Raw genomic sequence first — 15,589 nt, 5'->3', positions numbered from 1 at the left:
GGATCGGCAATAATGGACGGCTGCATCGCGGGGGTGCGCGAGCGGGCCACGTGGGACCAGAGGACAGGACGGATCAGGGTGCGCGAGACGAGCGACCGGACGAGCGGGACACGGGCTCCGGACGGACAGGTCACGGCCACGCCGGACCACCAACCCTCCGGACGACAGGAGGAGATCGGCAAGGAACAGCTCGTCGTCGACACGCTCTACGCCCGCCTCGACGAGCTGCGTGCCGCGACCCGGGCCCGCCTGGCGGGCGTCCGCCGCGGCGGCCCGTCCGGGTCCCCCCAGAACCGCAGCGAGCGCGACGCGTTCGCGACCCTCTACGAGGACCGGCTCGCGCAGCTCGAGTCCGTCGAGGAGCGCCTGACCTTCGGACGGCTCGACCTCGACGACGACACCACGCGCTACGTCGGCCGGATCGGCCTGTCCGACGAGGACCACGCCTCGATCCTCACCGACTGGCGGGCTCCCGCCGCCCAGGCGTTCTACCGGGCGACCGCGGCCCACCCCGACGGGGTGCGGCGCCGTCGGCACCTCGTGACCAGGGGACGCAGCGTGACCGGGCTCGAGGACGAGGTCCTCGACCTGTCCTCGGACTCGGCCTCGCAGTCCTCGCTCTCGGGCGAGGGGGCTCTGCTCGCCGCCATGGCGGCCGGCCGGACGAGCCGCATGGGCGACATCGTCGCGACGATCCAGGCCGAGCAGGACGCGATCATCCGCTCGGAGCTCGCGGGCGCCCTGGTGGTCCAGGGCGGGCCGGGCACCGGCAAGACAGCCGTCGCGCTGCACCGCGCGGCCTACCTCCTGTACGCCCACCGCCGCCTGCTCGAGCGCTCGGGCGTCCTGCTGGTCGGCCCCAGCCTGTCCTTCCTGCACTACATCGACCAGGTCCTGCCCTCGCTCGGCGAGACCGGCGTCGTGAGCACCACGATCGCCGAGCTGCTCCCGGGACTCGTCGCCGACGGCGAGGAGTCCCCCGAGGTGGCCCGCATCAAGGGCCGCGCGTCCTGGGCCAGGATCGTCCAGCGGGCCGTCCGCGCACGCCAGCGCGTGCCCGCCGCGGACCAGCACCTGCGCATCGACGGGCACGACCTGGTGGTCCGCCGCTCCGACGTGCGCGACGCGATCGCCAAGGCCCACCGCACCCACAAGCCGCACAACCTCGCCCGCGTCCCGTTCGTGCGCGAGATGCTGGGCCGGCTCGCCGACCAGTACCTCGCCGAGCTCGGCGGGCCGGTCGCTCCCGAGGAGCGGGCCGAGGTGATCGACGACCTGCGTCGGCAGCGCGAGATCCGGATCGCGCTCAACCTCGCCTGGATGCCGCTCACGCCCGAGCGCCTGATCGAGGACCTGTTCGTCAAGCCGCACCGCCTCGCCGAGGCGGCACCCGACATGTCACGCGCGGACCGTGCGGCCCTCGCACGCCCCCAGGGCTCACCCTGGACGCCCGCGGACGTGCCCCTGCTCGACGAGGCCGCCGAGCTCCTGGGCGAGGACGACCAGGCTGCCCGCGCCCAGGCCAAGGCCGAGGCCGCGGACCGCGCGGCGAACCTCGAGTACGCGCGCCAGGTGCTCGAGTCCTCGGGGGCAGGCGGCGGGATCGTGGGGGCGGAGATCCTCGCGGACCGCTTCGGCGGCGGGGGCTCGCGCCTGACCACGGCCGAGCGCGCTGCCCAGGACCGCACGTGGACGTACGCGCACGTCGTGGTCGACGAGGCCCAGGAGCTCTCCGCGATGGCGTGGCGCGCCCTGGTGCGCCGCTGCCCCACACGGTCCATGACGATCGTCGGCGACGTCGCCCAGACGTCCTCGCTCGCGGGTGCGCGGTCGTGGGCGAGCATGCTCGACCCGCTGCTGCGCGACGCGTGGCGGCAGGCGACCCTGACCGTCAACTACCGCACGCCCACCCAGATCGCGGACACCGCGCAGCGGTTCGCGGCCGCGTCGGGCCTCCCGACGTCGTCGCTCACCTCGGCGCGCGACGTCCCGGGAGCCCTCGTGCTGGCCCCGGTCCCCGTTGCTGGTGCCGTGGGACCGGAGGTCGTCGCACGGGTCCGCGCGGCGCTGGCGGAGTTCGTCGGGCCCGACGGCGCAGGCCGGGTCGCCGTGGTCGTCCCGGCCGGGCGCGTGGGCGAGGTGCGCGAGCAGCTGGTCGAGGCGCACGGCTCGACGCCGCTGCTCGCCGGTCCGGCCGCGGCCCTCCCCGGCGCGCTCGCCGCGGCGCTGACGGTCCTGAGCCCCACGCAGAGCAAGGGCCTCGAGTTCGACGCCGTCGTCCTGGTCGAGCCGGCCGAGATCCTCGCCGCCACCTCGGGCGCCTCGGACCTCTACGTGGCCATGACGCGACCCACCCAGCGACTCGTCGTCGTGCACGCACAGCCCCTGCCCGGAGGGTTCGCCGACTGAGGCGCGCGCGGCGCGGGCCGGGCGAGGTGCCCGACCGGCGTCGTCGGACCTGTCGCGTGGTGCGCCCGGACGGCGTCCGGCCAGCCGTGCCGGGCGTCCGAAGGACAAGACTCGTTTGGTGCTCATGGCAACTCGGAGCACCATAGGGAGGTGCTACGCGCCCTCTTCCTCGAAAACCTGCACCCACTCGCCACCTCGATCTTCGAGTCCGCCGGCATCGACGTGACCGTGCGATCCGGGGCCATGGACGAGGCCGAGCTGATCGAGGCGCTCCAGGGCGTCAACATCCTCGGCATCCGGTCCAAGACCAACGTGACCGCCCGCGTCATCGAGTCCGCACCGGACCTCGTCGCGATCGGCGCGTTCTGCATCGGCACCAACCAGATCGACCTCAAGGCTGCCGCCTCGCACGGTGTCGCGACGTTCAACGCCCCGTTCTCGAACACCCGGTCGGTCGTGGAGATCGCCCTGGCCGAGATCATCGCGCTGACCCGGCGCCTGACCGAGCGCGACCGCGCGCTCCACGACGGCATCTGGGACAAGTCGGCCGAGGGCGCGCACGAGGTCCGTGGCCGCACCCTGGGCATCATCGGCTACGGCAACATCGGGACCCAGCTCTCGGTCGTGGCCGAGGCGCTCGGCATGTCGGTCATCTTCTACGACACGGCCGAGAAGCTCGCGCTGGGCAACGCCCGTCGCATGGACACCCTCGACGAGCTCCTGGAGACCGCCGACGTCGTGACCCTGCACGTGGACGGGCGCGGCGGCAACGCCGGCCTGTTCGGCGAGAAGCAGCTCTCGCGCATGCGCCCGGGCTCGATCCTGCTCAACCTCTCGCGCGGCTTCGTCGTCGACACGGGGGCTCTGCGGGAGGCCATCCTGTCCGGGCACCTGTCCGGCGCGGCGATCGACGTCTTCCCCGAGGAGCCCAAGAAGCGCGGCGACCACTTCGAGTCGGACCTCCGTGGTCTGCCGAACGTGATCCTGACCCCGCACATCGGTGGCTCCACGGAGGAGGCCCAGGAGTCGATCGGCCAGTTCGTCGCCGGCAAGCTCCGCGACTACCTCGCCACGGGCTCGACCACGCTCAGCGTCAACATGCCCGGTCTGGCGCTCGAGCAGAGCACGGGCGTGAGCCGGATCGCGCACCTGCACCGCAACACCCCGGGCGTGCTGGCAGCCGTCAACGCCGTGCTCGCGGAGCACGGCACCAACATCGAGGGTCAGATGCTCGCGACCCGCGGTGAGCTCGGCTACGTGGTGACCGACGTCGGCTCGGAGCTCGAGCCGGCCGCGATCGAGGCGCTGCGCGCGATGGACGCAACCGTCAAGCTGCGGGTTCTGTCCTGACCCGCTAGCTCGAGCCGCTACGACGAGGGGACCGCACCCGTGGGTGCGGTCCCCTCGTCGTAGCAGGCGGGCCGGGCAGTGCCCGGCAGCCGCTCAGCCGGACTTGCGGCGGAACGTGCGCTGCACGGGTCCGACGGTCTCCGAACCGTGCACGGTGCCCGTGTTCGAGCCCCCGTCCGCGGTGCGGTGGCTCGCGGCGTTCTTGCGGTCCAGCGCCTCGCGGAACTTCGCCTTCGCGTCCTCGCTGGGCGTGGTCGCTGGTGTCTCGTCCTTCGACGTCGTCATCGGCGGGCCTCCTTGCTCTCGGTGGAACGGGTACGCCTGGGGGCGCTCCCCTGCCCCCAGCCTGGCGTACGCCGATCGGTAACGCCAGCGAATACGACCGGGTACGGTCGAGACATGTCGCACAAAACACCGACGAGCACCGACGACATGACGTACCGGCGCGCCGGGACCTCCGGCCTGACCCTGCCTGCCCTGTCTCTGGGTCTGTGGCAGAACTTCGGGGACTCCACGCCGTTCGCCGCTCAGCGCGAGCTCGTGCTGCACGCCTACGAGCGGGGTGTCGTCCACTTCGACCTCGCGAACAACTACGGCCCGCCACCCGGGTCGGCCGAGGCCGGGTTCGGCCGCCTGCTCGCGACGGACCTGCGGGGACACCGTGACGAGCTCCTCCTCTCGACCAAGGCCGGCTACCGCATGGGCCCTGGCCCGTACGGCGAAGGCGGCTCGCGCAAGTACCTGCTGTCCTCGCTCGACGCCTCGCTGCGTCGACTGGGACTCGACCACGTGGACGTCTTCTACTCCCACCGGTTCGACCCCACGACACCGCTGCGCGAGACGGTCGGCGCCCTCGCCACCGCCGTGGCCTCGGGACGCGCCCGGTACGCCGCGATCTCGTCCTACTCGGCCCGTCGCACCGCGCAGGCCCTCGAGATCGCCGCGGACCTGGGCCTGCCCCTGGTCCTGCACCAGCCGTCCTACTCGATCCTCAACCGCTGGATCGAGGAGCCAGGGCCCGACGGACGGACGCTGCTCGACGTCGCCGGCGACGCGGGAACCGGCCTCATCGTCTTCTCGCCCCTGGCCCAGGGCATGCTGACCGACCGCTACCTCGACGGCGTGCCGGAGGGGTCTCGCGCCGCGCGCGGCGTCTCGCTGCGCACCGAGCTCCTCTCGCCGGAGAACCTCGCCCGGGTCCGCACGCTGCGGGAGATCGCGTCGGGCCGCGGCGAGTCGCTGCCACGGATGGCGCTCGCCTGGACGCTCCGGGACCCGCGGGTGACCTCGGTCCTCGTGGGGGCGCGCACGACGGCCCAGCTCGACGAGAACCTGCGAGCGCTCGACGCCGTCCCGTTCTCCCCCGCGGAGCTCGCGGCGATCGACGCGGTGTCGCTCGAGACGGCCCCGGACGGCACGTCGCGCCCGCTCGACACCGGCATCAACATCTGGGCCGACCGGTCGAGCAGGCTCTGAGCACACTCCGTCCCGTCCCGGTCCGCGCCGACGGAGCACGGGACGCATCGTCCGCGCCGACCGAGCGCGGCACGCGTGGCGCGCGAGCACGGCGCCACGCCCGGCTCAGGCCAGGTGCGAGGCCTCCCCCGCGGGCGCAGGGTCCTGCTCGACGTCGATCCCCTCGGAGCCGTCGCGTCCGCGCACCGCATCCTCCCGAGCCTCGCGCTCGGCGCGCAGCGAGTTGATCGCGGTCTCGAAGTCCTCGAGCGAGTCGAAGGCCTGGTAGACGCTCGCGAAGCGCAGGTAGGCGACCTCGTCGAGCTCGCGCAGCGGGCCGAGGATGGCCAGGCCGATCTCGTAGGCGTCGAGCTCGGCGCTGCCGCCGGCCCGCAGCGACTCCTCGACGCGCTGGGCCAGCACCGCGAGGTCGTCCTCGTTGACCGGTCGCCCCTGGCAGGCCTTGCGCACGCCCGTCACGATCTTCTCCCGGCTGAACGGCTCGGTCACCCCCGAACGCTTGACCACGGACAGGCTCGCGGTCTCGATCGTGGTGAAGCGCCGGTTGCACGCGGGGCACTGGCGGCGACGGCGGATCGATGCGCCGTCGTCGGAGGTCCGTGAGTCGACGACCCGAGAGTCCGCGTGCCGGCAGAACGGACAGTGCATGGGAAAGGTCTCCTGTGCTGGTCGGCCTGGCTCCGGAGCGGCCGCTCCGGAGGTGCGCCCCGAACGTACGTCGCCCGCTCGGCGACATGCAAGGCGCCCCGCCCCGGGCATCGGTCACAAACGGAGAACGGAGGTGGCCGTGAACCGGCCACCTCCGTCGGGACGCCCCCGTCCCCATCTCACGTCCGCGACTCGCCTCGCAGACGTCGACGCAACTGCGGAGACGCGGCAGTGCGCGTCTCCTCCCCACCGACCGACCCCCCAGCCGGGTTGGTGAGGCAGTACTAACTTAGGGGAACCTAAGGGCAGTGCGCAACCCCTGTCTCACACGCAACCTGCCGAGACGCGGCACCAGAGCCCCGGCGAGCGCCGGCACGGCCCCTCGGCAGCAGCCCGTCACCCCTCGCCCACCGGGAGCAGCAGCTGCTGCCCGACCTCGAGGCTGGCCGACGAGAGCCCGTTGAGGGCCATCAGCTCGTCGACGACGTCGCGCACGTCGCGGTCACCCCCGGCCAGCGCTGCGGCGTGCTGCCAGAGCGTCTCGCCGGCCTGGACCGCGTGCACCGTGACCTCGCGCGGCTCGCCGGGGCCCGAGGCGAAGGCCTTCCCGCCCCACAGCACGGCGAGCACCACGAGCCCGAGGGCGAGCGCCGTCAGGACGACCCGACCGCGACGCGTGAGACGAAGGGGGCCCTCCGACGCCGGCACCGGCACGGACGCCCGACGCCTCGCCGTACGCCACTCGTCCATCGACACCACTGCGCTCATGTCCACTCCTTCGCCAGGGGTGCCCGAACCGCCTTCCCCGGTCGGTTCGAACACCTGTACGTCGAACATCTGTACGATTTCTATCACCGACTGCACGCGTTGTCGAGACATGCTCGAACATGTGTTTGATTCGTGTCGCGTGGTGACCTACCCTGGACCTGTACCGGTCGTCCGATATGTCGGGCCCCTTCGGGGCGCGCGCAGGCGGCCGGGAGCTCTACCAGGAGGCAGCGCCGTTCTCGGCGCACACTCCGCAGGACAAGGACCGGAACGGCCGAGCAGGGCGGAGACGACGATGGCGGGACGGGTGGCCGACACCACGGGCAGGCTCGCGAAGGTGCACGAGCTCCCCGACCCTGCGACCGGCGGGGACGGGCTCACGGCGCGTCAGCGCCTGGTCCTCGAGACGATCCGGTCGTCGGTCGAGCAGCGCGGCTACCCGCCGAGCATGCGCGAGATCGGCGAGGCCGTCGGCCTGACCAGCCCGTCGAGCGTCAAGCACCAGCTGACGACGCTCGAGCGCAAGGGCTACCTGCGCCGCGACCCGAACCGTCCTCGCGCCATCGAGGTCGTCCAGACCGACGACTCGCGCGGGATCAGGGCTCTGCCAGGCAGCGGCTTCCCGCGCGTGGAGGGCGTGGATCCCGCCGAGGTGTCCCCCGAGCGCCCCACCCCGTCGTACGTCCCCGTCGTGGGGCGCATCGCGGCCGGTGGCCCCATCCTCGCGGAGCAGGTCGTCGAGGACGTGTTCCCGCTGCCCCGCCAGCTCGTGGGCGACGGTGAGCTCTTCCTGCTGCGCGTGTCGGGAGACTCCATGATCGACGCGGCGATCTGCGACGGCGACTGGGTCGTCGTCCGTCGCCAGCCCGTCGCGGAGAACGGTGAGATCGTGGCCGCGATGATCGACGGCGAGGCGACCGTCAAGACCTTCAAGCGCATCGACGGGCACGTGTGGCTCATGCCGCACAACGAGGCGTACCGCCCGCTGTCCGGCGACGACGCGCAGGTCCTCGGCCGCGTCGTCTCGGTCCTGCGCAGCCTCTGACCTGCTCGCCTCTCGACGCCCCTGTTCCCGCACGACGAAGGGGACGGCCGCACCGGCCGTCCCCTTCGTCGTGCCCCGGGCACCGCCTGTCGGCGGTCCTCGGCCCCCTCGCGGGAGTCAGACCTGGCGAGTCACAGCCCGAAGCTCTTCGCGACCGCGCGCACCGAGTCCGCGGACGAGCGCAGCCCGGCGAGCTCGATGTCGGACAGCGGGACCTCGATCCGCTCCCCGCACCCTCGCCGCTCCAGCAGCGACGGCACGGACAGGCACACGTCGCTGATCCCGTGGAAGTCGTCGAGGAGCGAGGAGACGGGCAGGACGCGGTGCTCGTCGTCGAGGATCGCCTCGATGATGCGGGTGGCGGCGAGCGCGACCGCGTAGTTGGTCGCGCCCTTGCCCTCGATGATGCGGTAGGCCGACTGCACGACCTCGTGCGCGATGTCCTCGCGCACCTCGGCGGTGAGCGGCCCGCGGCCCGTGAGCCCCTGCCAGTCGAGCAGCGGCACACCGCTGATGGTCGCCGAGCTCCAGAGCGGGATCTCGCTGTCGCCGTGCTCGCCCGCGATGTAGGCGTGGACGTTCTGCACCGCGACACCGCAGTGCTGCGCGACCAGGAAGCGCAGGCGGGAGGAGTCCAGGACCGTCCCGCTGCCGAAGAGCTGGTTCGACGGCAGTCCCGAGTACTTGAGCGCCGCGTACGTCACGACGTCGACCGGGTTGGTCACCATGATGTAGATCGCGTTGGGCGCGACCTCGACGAGCCCCGGCAGGATGTTGCGGACCAGCGAGATGGTCGCACCCGCGAGGTCCAGGCGCGTCTGCCCGGGCTTCTGCTTGGCGCCCGCGGTGAAGACGACGACGTCGGCGTCGGCGCACACCGCGACGTCGTCGGAGCCCTCGACCTTGGCCATGGGCATGAACTGGATGCCGTGCTGGAGGTCGAGGACCTCGGCCTCCACCTTGGTCTTGTTGATGTCGAGGAGGCTCACGGTGTGAGCGGCCCCTCGCATGAGCGCCGCGTAGGCGAGGGTCGATCCGACGGAACCTGCGCCGACGATCGCGAGCTTGGTGGTACGGGCGGGCACTGTGCCTCCTGGACGTTGTGCGACGGACCTCGAGCCTCCGCCGGACGGAGACCGCGTCCACCGCGTGGACTGCCGGGTCTCAGCCTAGGGCGGAGAGGCGCTCGAGCGCAGAGAGGACGACACGTCGGTCGGTCGTGGTCCAGAAGTCCGGCATCGACTTGGTCAGGTAGGAGCCGTAGCGAGCCGTCGCGAGGCGCGGGTCGAGGACGGCGACGACACCGCGGTCCGCGGTCGACCGGATGAGCCGCCCCGCGCCCTGGGCGAGCAGCAGGGCCGCATGGTTGGCCGAGACCTGCATGAAGCCGTTGCCCCCCGCAGCCTCCACTGCGCGGGCGCGGGCCGACTTCACCGGGTCGTCCGGCCGGGGGAACGGGATCCGGTCGATGAGCACGAGCTGACAGCTGGGTCCCGGCACGTCCACGCCCTGCCACAACGAGAGCGTGCCGAACAGGCACGTCTGCGGGTCTGCGGCGAACTCCTTGACGAGCGTGGGCAGCTGGTCGTCGCCCTGGCACAGGACCGGGACGTCGAGCCGTTCGCGCATGGCCTCGGCGACCGCGAGCGCCGCGCGCCGCGACGAGAACAGGCCCAGCGTCCGCCCGCCCGCCGCGGTGATGAGGTCGGCGATCTCGTCGAGCTGCCCGTCGGTGGCCGCCTCGCGGCCGGGCTGGGGCAGGTGCTTGGCGATGTAGAGGATGCCCTGCTGGGGGTAGTCGAACGGGCTGCCGACGTCCAGGCCGCTCCAGGTGGCCCCGTCGTCGTCGAGGCCGAGCGAGCGAGCAACGGGGTCGAACGTCCCCCCGAGCGCGAGCGTCGCCGACGTGAAGACGCCCGTGCGCTCGGTCAGGAGGTTGGTCCGGATGAGCCCGGCCACCGCGAGCGGCGCGGCGTGCAGCTTGCTCACGCCGTCCCCGCTCCAGCGACCGTCCTCGCCGGCGCGCGAGCACCACAGGACGTCGTGCCCCGTGGGGTCCTGCGCCATGCGCTCGGCGATCTCGAAGACCTGGAGCATGGTGGCCTGGGCCATCTTCATCCCGGTGTCCGGCTGCGCCTGGGGCCCGCCCGAGGTGTCCGGCTTGAGCGCGCTGAGCACCGTGCGCGCCGCGTCGCGGACCGCCGCGACGGCCGAGCGCGCGTCGTCGGGCAGGCCGTCCGGGAAGCGCTCCGCAGGCAGCGAGGCGACCACGGTCCCGAACGCGCCGATCGCGAGGTCCAGGTCGGTCGTCTGCACTCCCCCGTGGCGACGTGCGAGCCGCGCGGCGTGCTCGATGATGGGCACCGAGAGGTCCGCGGTCGCAGCGGCCGTGACGCGGTCGCTCAGCTCGTGGGCCTCGTCGACGACGACCACCCCGTGCTCGGGCAGGACGCCGGGCGAGCCCGACGCGGCGATACCGAGCATCGCGTGGTTGGTCACCACGACGTCTGCCTCGCGCGCGCTCGTGCGGGCCTGGTCGGGGAAGCAGTCGTCGATGAGCGGGCACTTGGCCCCCAGGCACTCGAGGGCCGTGACCGAGACCTGCCGCCACGCCTTGTCCGAGACACCGGGCACCAGGTCGTCGCGGTCCCCCGTCGTGGTCTCCTGGGCCCATTCGCGCAGCCGCACGACCTGCTCGCCCAGCGCAGCGGCCCCCGAGGCCGCACCCGGGGCCGGGTGCTCCGCGACGCCCGCGCGCTCACCCCCCGTGGGCAGGTCGAACAGCGTGGGCTCGTCGGCCGGGTAGCCCCCCTCGATCTTGTGCTGGCACAGGTAGTTGTGCCAGCCCTTGAGGAGAGCGATCCGGGGCTCGCGCGGGAGCCTGTCCGCGACGGCCTGGGCGACCAGCGGGAGGTCGCGCGTGATGATCTGGCGCTGGAGCGCGAGGGTCGCGGTCGAGACGATGACCCGCTCGTCCTCGCACACCGCATGGCGCACCGCGGGCACGAGGTAGCCGAGCGACTTCCCGGTGCCGGTGCCCGCCTGGACCAGCAGGTGGTCCGGGCCGCCCGAGCCGTCGATCGCGGTCGCGACGCTCACGGCCATCTGGTGCTGGCCCGCGCGGCGTCCGCCGCCGAGGGCACCGACCGCGAGGTCGAGCAGCTCCTCGACGTCAGGGGTCGCAGAGCCCGTGGTCAGGGTGGTGGTGGTCTCCTCGGGCACCCCGGAAGTCTACGGTGACCCTCCGACACGACGGGCCCGCGGCCGGCGAGGGCCGGGCCGCACGAGGCTCCCGCGAGGCGCCCGGAGGAGCGCCGGACCGCGGCCCCCCGGCACGCGCAGGGGCCCGGTTCCCCTGAGCCCGGGCCCCTGCGCGCTCAGGCGCGGACGGCGACGGCGTGGAGCTCGAGCGCGAGCCCCTCGTCGACCCGGGCGAGCAGGCGTGTGCCCGTCTCGACGTGCTCCTCGAGGTCGATCTCGCCCGTGAGGTGCACGCGGTTGACCAGGTCGCCGCGGTGGTAGGGCACCACGAGGTCGACCGAGACGTCGGGCCGCGGCAGCTCGTCGGAGATGAGCTGGAGCAGGTCGTCGATCCCCTGCCCGGTGTGCGCCGAGACCACGATCGTGCGCCGTTCGCGGCCGCGGATGCGCGCCACGACGTCGGGGTCGGCGATGTCGACCTTGTTGAGCACGACGACCTCGAGCACCTGGTCGATGCCAGGGATGTCCGCGAGGACGTGCCGGACCGCGGCGATCTGTCCCTCGGGGTCGGGGTGCGACGCGTCGACCACGTGCAGCAGCAGGTCGGCCTGGCCGACCTCCTCGAGCGTCGAGCGGAACGCCTCGACGAGCTGGTGCGGCAGCGCACGGACGAACCCGACCGTGTCCGCGAGCGTGTAGACGCGCCCGTCCTCGGTCTGCGCGCGCCGCACCGTGGGGTCGAGCGTCGCGAACAGCGCGTTCTCGACGAGCACCCCGGCGCCGGTCAGCGCGTTGAGCAGGCTCGACTTGCCCGCGTTGGTGTACCCGGCGATCGCGACCGACGGGATGGCGTGGCGCTTGCGCGAGGACCTCTTGGTCTCGCGCGCGGGGGCCATCGCCGCGATCTCGCGCCGCAGCTTCGTCATGCGGTCGCGGATACGACGGCGGTCGAGCTCGATCTTGGTCTCACCGGGTCCGCGCGAGCCCATGCCTGCTCCCGCGCCACCGACCTGGCCACCGGCCTGGCGGGACATCGACTCGCCCCAGCCGCGCAGGCGCGGGAGCAGGTACTCGAGCTGGGCGAGCTCGACCTGCGCCTTGCCCTCCCGGGACTTGGCGTGCTGGGCGAAGATGTCGAGGATCAGCGCTGTCCGGTCGACGACCTTGACCTTGACGATGTCCTCGAGCGCACGTCGCTGCGACGGGGCGAGCTCGCCGTCGATCACGACCGTGTCCGCTCCCGTGGCCGCGACGACCGCGGCCAGCTCGGCGGCCTTGCCCGAGCCCAGGTACGTCCCGGGGTCCGGCTTCTGGCGACGCTGGAGCACGCCGTCGAGCACCTGGGAGCCTGCCGTCTCGGCGAGCGCCGCGAGCTCGCGCAGCGAGACCTCGGCCTCGGCCGCCGCGGCGTCGCCGCTGCCCGTGTAGAGCCCCACGAGCACGACCTTCTCGAGGCGCAGCTGGCGGTACTCGACCTCGGTGACGTCCTCGAGCTCGGTCGAGAGGTTCGCGACCCGTCGCAGCGCGGTGCGCTCGGCGAGCTCGAGCTGCTCGCCGTCGTAGACGGAGTGCTGGGTGCCCCCCTCGGCGCGCGCGGTCCCCGCCCGAGCGAGCACCCGTGCCACGACGTCTCCGGCGATGTCGCGCTCGGGGCGCTCCACGGTCTCCGGTGAGGTCTCGGGGGTGGGGTTCGCAGGGGTCTGGGTCATGGGCCGCCTTTCAGCTGAGGGTCCGGGCCCCGGGTCCGTGTGACCTGGGCCGGTCGACGTCGTCCGGAAGACGTTCCGGTCGGCATGTCGTACAACAAGCGTGGCACGCCGGATCGTCCCGACGCGAACCTATTCGCCGCGAGCGCAGCCTCTCACGCCCTGCGCGGCGCGTGAACCGTCCGCACGGGACGGTCCCGGGCGGGTCTCCCGATAGGATCGACCCTCGTGACGACCACCCCTGACGCGACGCCCGAGCCCTCCCCGGACCACTACTTCACGGCGCAGCCCGCGTCCGACGAGGAACGTCGGGAGCTCACGGTCCGGCTCGCGGGACGCGAGGTCACGGTCGAGGTCGCGTCGGGCATCTTCTCCCCGGGCCGCCTGGACCTGGGGACCCAGGTCCTCCTGCGGTCCGTCCCGGACCTCCCGCCCGCTGCGTCCGGGCCCGACGGCGCCGCGCACCTCCTCGACCTGGGCTGCGGCTGGGGCCCGGTCGCCCTGAGCATGGCGATCGAGTCGCCCGGCGCGACCGTGTGGGCGGTCGACGTCAACGAGCGGGCTCTCGACCTGGTGCGGCGCAACGCCGCCCGCCTGGGCCTGGAGAACGTGCGCGCGGTCCGCCCCGAGGACGTCCCCGAGGACGTCCGGTTCGCCGCGATCTGGTCCAACCCGCCCATCCGGGTCGGCAAGGAGGTGCTGCACGACATGCTGCTGCACTGGCTGCCGCGCCTCGAGCCCGGCACCGAGGCCTACCTCGTGGTGCAGCGCAACCTGGGGGCCGACTCCCTCATGGCGTGGCTGGACGAGCACCTCGACGACGACCTGTCGGTGAGCAAGCTCGCGAGCGCCAAGGGGTTCCGCGTCCTCGAGGTCACGCGCGCGGGCTGAGCCTGCAGGTCCGCACCGCCCTCCGCCCCGCCGACGGGTCCCGCGCCCGACGCGCGCCGAGCACGCGGGGGCGCTCCGCCGTCGGGCCCCTGGGTGCGGTCAGCGCCCGAACGCCGCCAGGTCGATCTCTCCACCGAACACGATCTCCGCGGGACCGGCCAGCTCGACGCGACCGCCCTCGAGGGCCGTCACGCGCACCGTGCCCCCCGGCACGTCGACGAGCCACACGTCGGGAGACTGCGGGCCCCCCCATGCCCGGACCGCGAGCGCCGCGGCGCACGCGCCCGTGCCGCAGGACTCGGTCTCGCCCACGCCGCGCTCGTGCACGCGCATGCGCAGGCGCCCGACGACGGTCCCGTCGACCGAGACCTCCTCGCCGAGGGGCACGACGAGCTCGACGTTCGTACCGTGCGGGGGCAACGGCGAGACCACGGGGACCTCGGACAGGTCGGCGGCCTCGAGCTCGGCCTCGTGCGGCAGCGCGAGCACCGTGTGCGGGTTGCCCAGGTCGACGCTCAGCGCGGGCCGGGCGACCTCCCAGCCCTTGACCGCGACCTCGGCGTCGAAGCCCTCGTCGAGAGCCGTGCGCCCGCCCGGCAGGAACCAGGGGCCCATGTCGACCGCGTACCACCCGCCGGCCTCCTTGCGCACGTACTTGACCCCGGCGCGCGTGCCCACGGCGAGCACCCGCGGAGCCGTGGAGGTCGCCGGGCCGTCGGTGGACCCCGCGTCGTCGGTCGCGGTCGGGGCGGGCGTGAGGTCCACGAGCCCCAGGCGCTCGGCGAAGGCCGCGAAGACGCGCACCCCGTTGCCGCACATCTCGGCGATCGAGCCGTCCGCGTTGCGGTAGTCCATGAACCAGATCGCCTCGGGGTCCTCGGCGAGGACCGCCGCGGACTCCGGCACGTAGGCCGTGGGGACCAGCCGGATCACCCCGTCGCCGCCGATGCCTGCGCGACGGTCTGCGAGCGCCCGGACCTGCTCGGCGTCGAGGTCTCGGCTCCCCTCGAGGTCCGCGAGCAGGACGAAGTCGTTGCGGGTCCCGTGGCCCTTGGCGAAGCGGGTCGTCGGACGGGGCGGCGGCAGGCTCATGAGCCCAGACTACGGCGCGTCGGACGCTCGTCCGTGCGCGTGTCCAGGGTGCCGTCGTCGCCCGCGCGGACGATCTCCAGGGCGTCGGCCAGGAGCGTGGGCGACTGCGCGTCGAGCCAGTGCACGCGCGGGTCACGACCGAACCAGCCCATCTGCTTGCGGGCCAGCCGGCGCGTGTTCGCGGTGATCTGCTCGCGGGCCTCGTCGGCCGTGATCTCCCCGCGCAGGTGGGCCAGGACCTCGGCGTAGCCGACCGCGCGCTCGGCGGTGCGGCCCAGGTGCGGCGCGAGCGCACGGACCTCGTCGAGCAGCCCCTGCTCCCACATGCGCTCGACCCGACCGGCCACGCGGGCGTCGAGCGTCTCGCGGTCGCAGTCGAGACCGATCTGGACCGCGGGGCGCACGTACTCCTGGCGCGGAAGGTTCGCGGTGAACGGTTCGCCCGTGATCTCGATGACCTCGAGCGCCCGCACGATGCGGCGCGTGTTCGCAGGGCCGATCGACGTCGCGGCGCCGGGGTCGAGCCGCGCGAGCTCGGTGTGCAGGGCCCGTGCTCCCTCGCGCTCGGCGCGCTCCTCGAGGCGCGCGCGGACGTCCGGGTCGGTGCCCGGGAAGTTCATCTCGTCGAGCAGTGCCCGTACGTAGAGGCCCGAGCCGCCGACGACGACCGCGCGAGCGCCCCGGGCGTCGATCGCGTCGAGGTCCGCGCGGGCCGAGGACTGGTAGTCGGCGACCGAGGCGTCCTCGTGGGGGTCCAGCACGTCGAGCTGGTGGTGGACGATCCCGCGACGCTCGGCGACCGGGACCTTCGCGGTCCCCACGTCCATGCCGCGGTAGAGCTGGTAGGCGTCGGCGTTGACGACCTCGGCAGGGGTGAGGGCCTGGGCGAGGTCGAGGGCGAGGTCCGACTTCCCGGTCGCGGTGGGGCCGACGACGGCGACGATGAGCATCCGAGAACCGTACCCGGCGGGCGAGCCTCGGTGCCCCGCCCCGGCTCGGGGCA

At 73.3% G+C, this 15,589-nt stretch carries 13 protein-coding genes; 5 read left to right on the top strand and 8 right to left on the bottom strand.

Annotated features, from left to right (window positions below; all coding sequences use genetic code 11):
- The first annotated feature begins 12 nt into the window (after nucleotides 1-12).
- Both OERS_RS08370 and serA read left to right on the top strand, forming a co-directional pair.
- A complete protein-coding gene (locus tag OERS_RS08370) occupies nucleotides 13-2,409 on the top strand; it encodes a HelD family protein (protein ID WP_083201320.1) in 2,397 nt (798 codons plus the stop codon).
- Nucleotides 2,410-2,559: 150 nt separating this feature from the next.
- Nucleotides 2,560-3,759 carry a phosphoglycerate dehydrogenase gene (serA, locus tag OERS_RS08365; protein WP_056648818.1) on the top strand — a complete coding sequence of 400 codons (1,200 nt, stop codon included), beginning with the start codon at nucleotides 2,560-2,562 and terminating at the stop codon, nucleotides 3,757-3,759.
- A gap of 93 nt (nucleotides 3,760-3,852) precedes the next feature.
- Here serA and OERS_RS08360 read toward each other — a convergent pair whose 3' ends face one another.
- Nucleotides 3,853-4,044: a DUF5302 domain-containing protein gene (locus tag OERS_RS08360; RefSeq protein ID WP_056648816.1), complete on the bottom strand. Its 192-nt coding sequence runs from the start codon at nucleotides 4,042-4,044 to the stop codon at nucleotides 3,853-3,855.
- A 114-nt stretch (nucleotides 4,045-4,158) separates the two neighbouring features.
- Here OERS_RS08360 and OERS_RS08355 point away from each other — a divergent pair, with 114 nt between their 5' ends.
- Nucleotides 4,159-5,235 (top strand): aldo/keto reductase, encoded by a 1,077-nt coding sequence (locus OERS_RS08355; protein WP_068625428.1) that lies wholly within the window; start codon nucleotides 4,159-4,161, stop codon nucleotides 5,233-5,235.
- A gap of 105 nt (nucleotides 5,236-5,340) precedes the next feature.
- Here the strand turns inward: OERS_RS08355 and nrdR are convergent, their stop codons facing one another.
- Together nrdR and OERS_RS08345 are read right to left on the bottom strand one after the other, a co-directional pair.
- Nucleotides 5,341-5,883 carry a transcriptional regulator NrdR gene (nrdR, locus tag OERS_RS08350; protein ID WP_056648812.1) on the bottom strand — a complete coding sequence of 181 codons (543 nt, stop codon included), beginning with the start codon at nucleotides 5,881-5,883 and terminating at the stop codon, nucleotides 5,341-5,343.
- A gap of 396 nt (nucleotides 5,884-6,279) precedes the next feature.
- Nucleotides 6,280-6,651: a LysM peptidoglycan-binding domain-containing protein gene (locus tag OERS_RS08345; protein WP_211268453.1), complete on the bottom strand. Its 372-nt coding sequence runs from the start codon at nucleotides 6,649-6,651 to the stop codon at nucleotides 6,280-6,282.
- Between the two features lie 295 nt (nucleotides 6,652-6,946).
- Between OERS_RS08345 and lexA the strand changes: the two genes are divergently transcribed.
- On the top strand, nucleotides 6,947-7,696 hold the full coding sequence (gene lexA, locus OERS_RS08340; RefSeq protein WP_068625427.1) for a transcriptional repressor LexA: 750 nt from the start codon (nucleotides 6,947-6,949) through the stop codon (nucleotides 7,694-7,696).
- Between the two features lie 131 nt (nucleotides 7,697-7,827).
- On the opposite strand, the gene OERS_RS08335 is transcribed toward lexA, so the two are convergent.
- The 3 genes from OERS_RS08335 to hflX form a co-directional block, all read right to left on the bottom strand.
- A complete protein-coding gene (locus OERS_RS08335) occupies nucleotides 7,828-8,781 on the bottom strand; it encodes an L-lactate dehydrogenase (RefSeq protein ID WP_056648806.1) in 954 nt (317 codons plus the stop codon).
- Between the two features lie 79 nt (nucleotides 8,782-8,860).
- Nucleotides 8,861-10,918 (bottom strand): ATP-dependent DNA helicase, encoded by a 2,058-nt coding sequence (locus OERS_RS08330; RefSeq protein WP_068625426.1) that lies wholly within the window; start codon nucleotides 10,916-10,918, stop codon nucleotides 8,861-8,863.
- A 155-nt stretch (nucleotides 10,919-11,073) separates the two neighbouring features.
- On the bottom strand, nucleotides 11,074-12,606 hold the full coding sequence (gene hflX / locus OERS_RS08325) for a GTPase HflX (protein ID WP_056648802.1): 1,533 nt from the start codon (nucleotides 12,604-12,606) through the stop codon (nucleotides 11,074-11,076).
- Between the two features lie 225 nt (nucleotides 12,607-12,831).
- On the opposite strand from hflX, the gene OERS_RS08320 reads away from it, so the two are divergent.
- Entirely contained in the window at nucleotides 12,832-13,494 is a 663-nt protein-coding gene (locus OERS_RS08320) for a class I SAM-dependent methyltransferase (protein ID WP_068625425.1), read from the top strand.
- Nucleotides 13,495-13,593: 99 nt separating this feature from the next.
- On the opposite strand, the gene OERS_RS08315 is transcribed toward OERS_RS08320, so the two are convergent.
- Nucleotides 13,594-14,586: a diaminopimelate epimerase gene (locus OERS_RS08315; protein ID WP_068625424.1), complete on the bottom strand. Its 993-nt coding sequence runs from the start codon at nucleotides 14,584-14,586 to the stop codon at nucleotides 13,594-13,596.
- Nucleotides 14,583-15,536 (bottom strand): tRNA (adenosine(37)-N6)-dimethylallyltransferase MiaA, encoded by a 954-nt coding sequence (gene miaA / locus OERS_RS08310; RefSeq protein ID WP_068625423.1) that lies wholly within the window; start codon nucleotides 15,534-15,536, stop codon nucleotides 14,583-14,585. The genes OERS_RS08315 and miaA overlap by 4 nt, the downstream gene beginning before the upstream one ends.
- Nucleotides 15,537-15,589 lie beyond the last annotated feature (53 nt).

Origin of the sequence: Oerskovia enterophila, assembly GCF_001692445.1 — a bacterium.
Lineage (GTDB): Bacteria > Actinomycetota > Actinomycetes > Actinomycetales > Cellulomonadaceae > Oerskovia > Oerskovia enterophila.
This window is presented reverse-complemented; position numbering and strand designations above follow the sequence as displayed.